Raw genomic sequence first — 343 nt, forward strand, 5'->3', positions numbered from 1 at the left:
ACATGATGAGTGATATTGAATTAAAAACTGAATTTTTTGTAAAACCGGAGTCGGTCGTGCGGCAAATATGGGGAAAGGGCGATACTGTTCTCCTCATTTTTGCCGGGGCGGCGGCCGAATTTGCGCTTAACAAAGCCGTAGACTGGTTGTATTTTACCGGCCGGCTTCCATCCGATCCTTTGGGTAGGTTGTTCTCCACTGTTTCCTATGCACGACAAATAGTCTTTGCCGACAAACAGGCAGCATTAAAGGCTATTGATGTTATAGATTCTATTCATAACAACGTGGAGGAGAAGCGCGGCCAAAAAATTCCCGATTGGGCTTATCGGGATGTCTTATTCAT

At 45.2% G+C, this 343-nt stretch carries 1 pseudogene; it reads left to right on the forward strand.

The features are described 5' to 3' along the window. Positions 1–56 precede the first annotated feature (56 nt). Positions 57–343 (forward strand): annotated as a pseudogene (locus tag HC176_RS18080) (oxygenase MpaB family protein); the annotation flags it as partial.

The sequence above is a fragment of the Tamlana crocina genome (assembly GCF_012037625.1).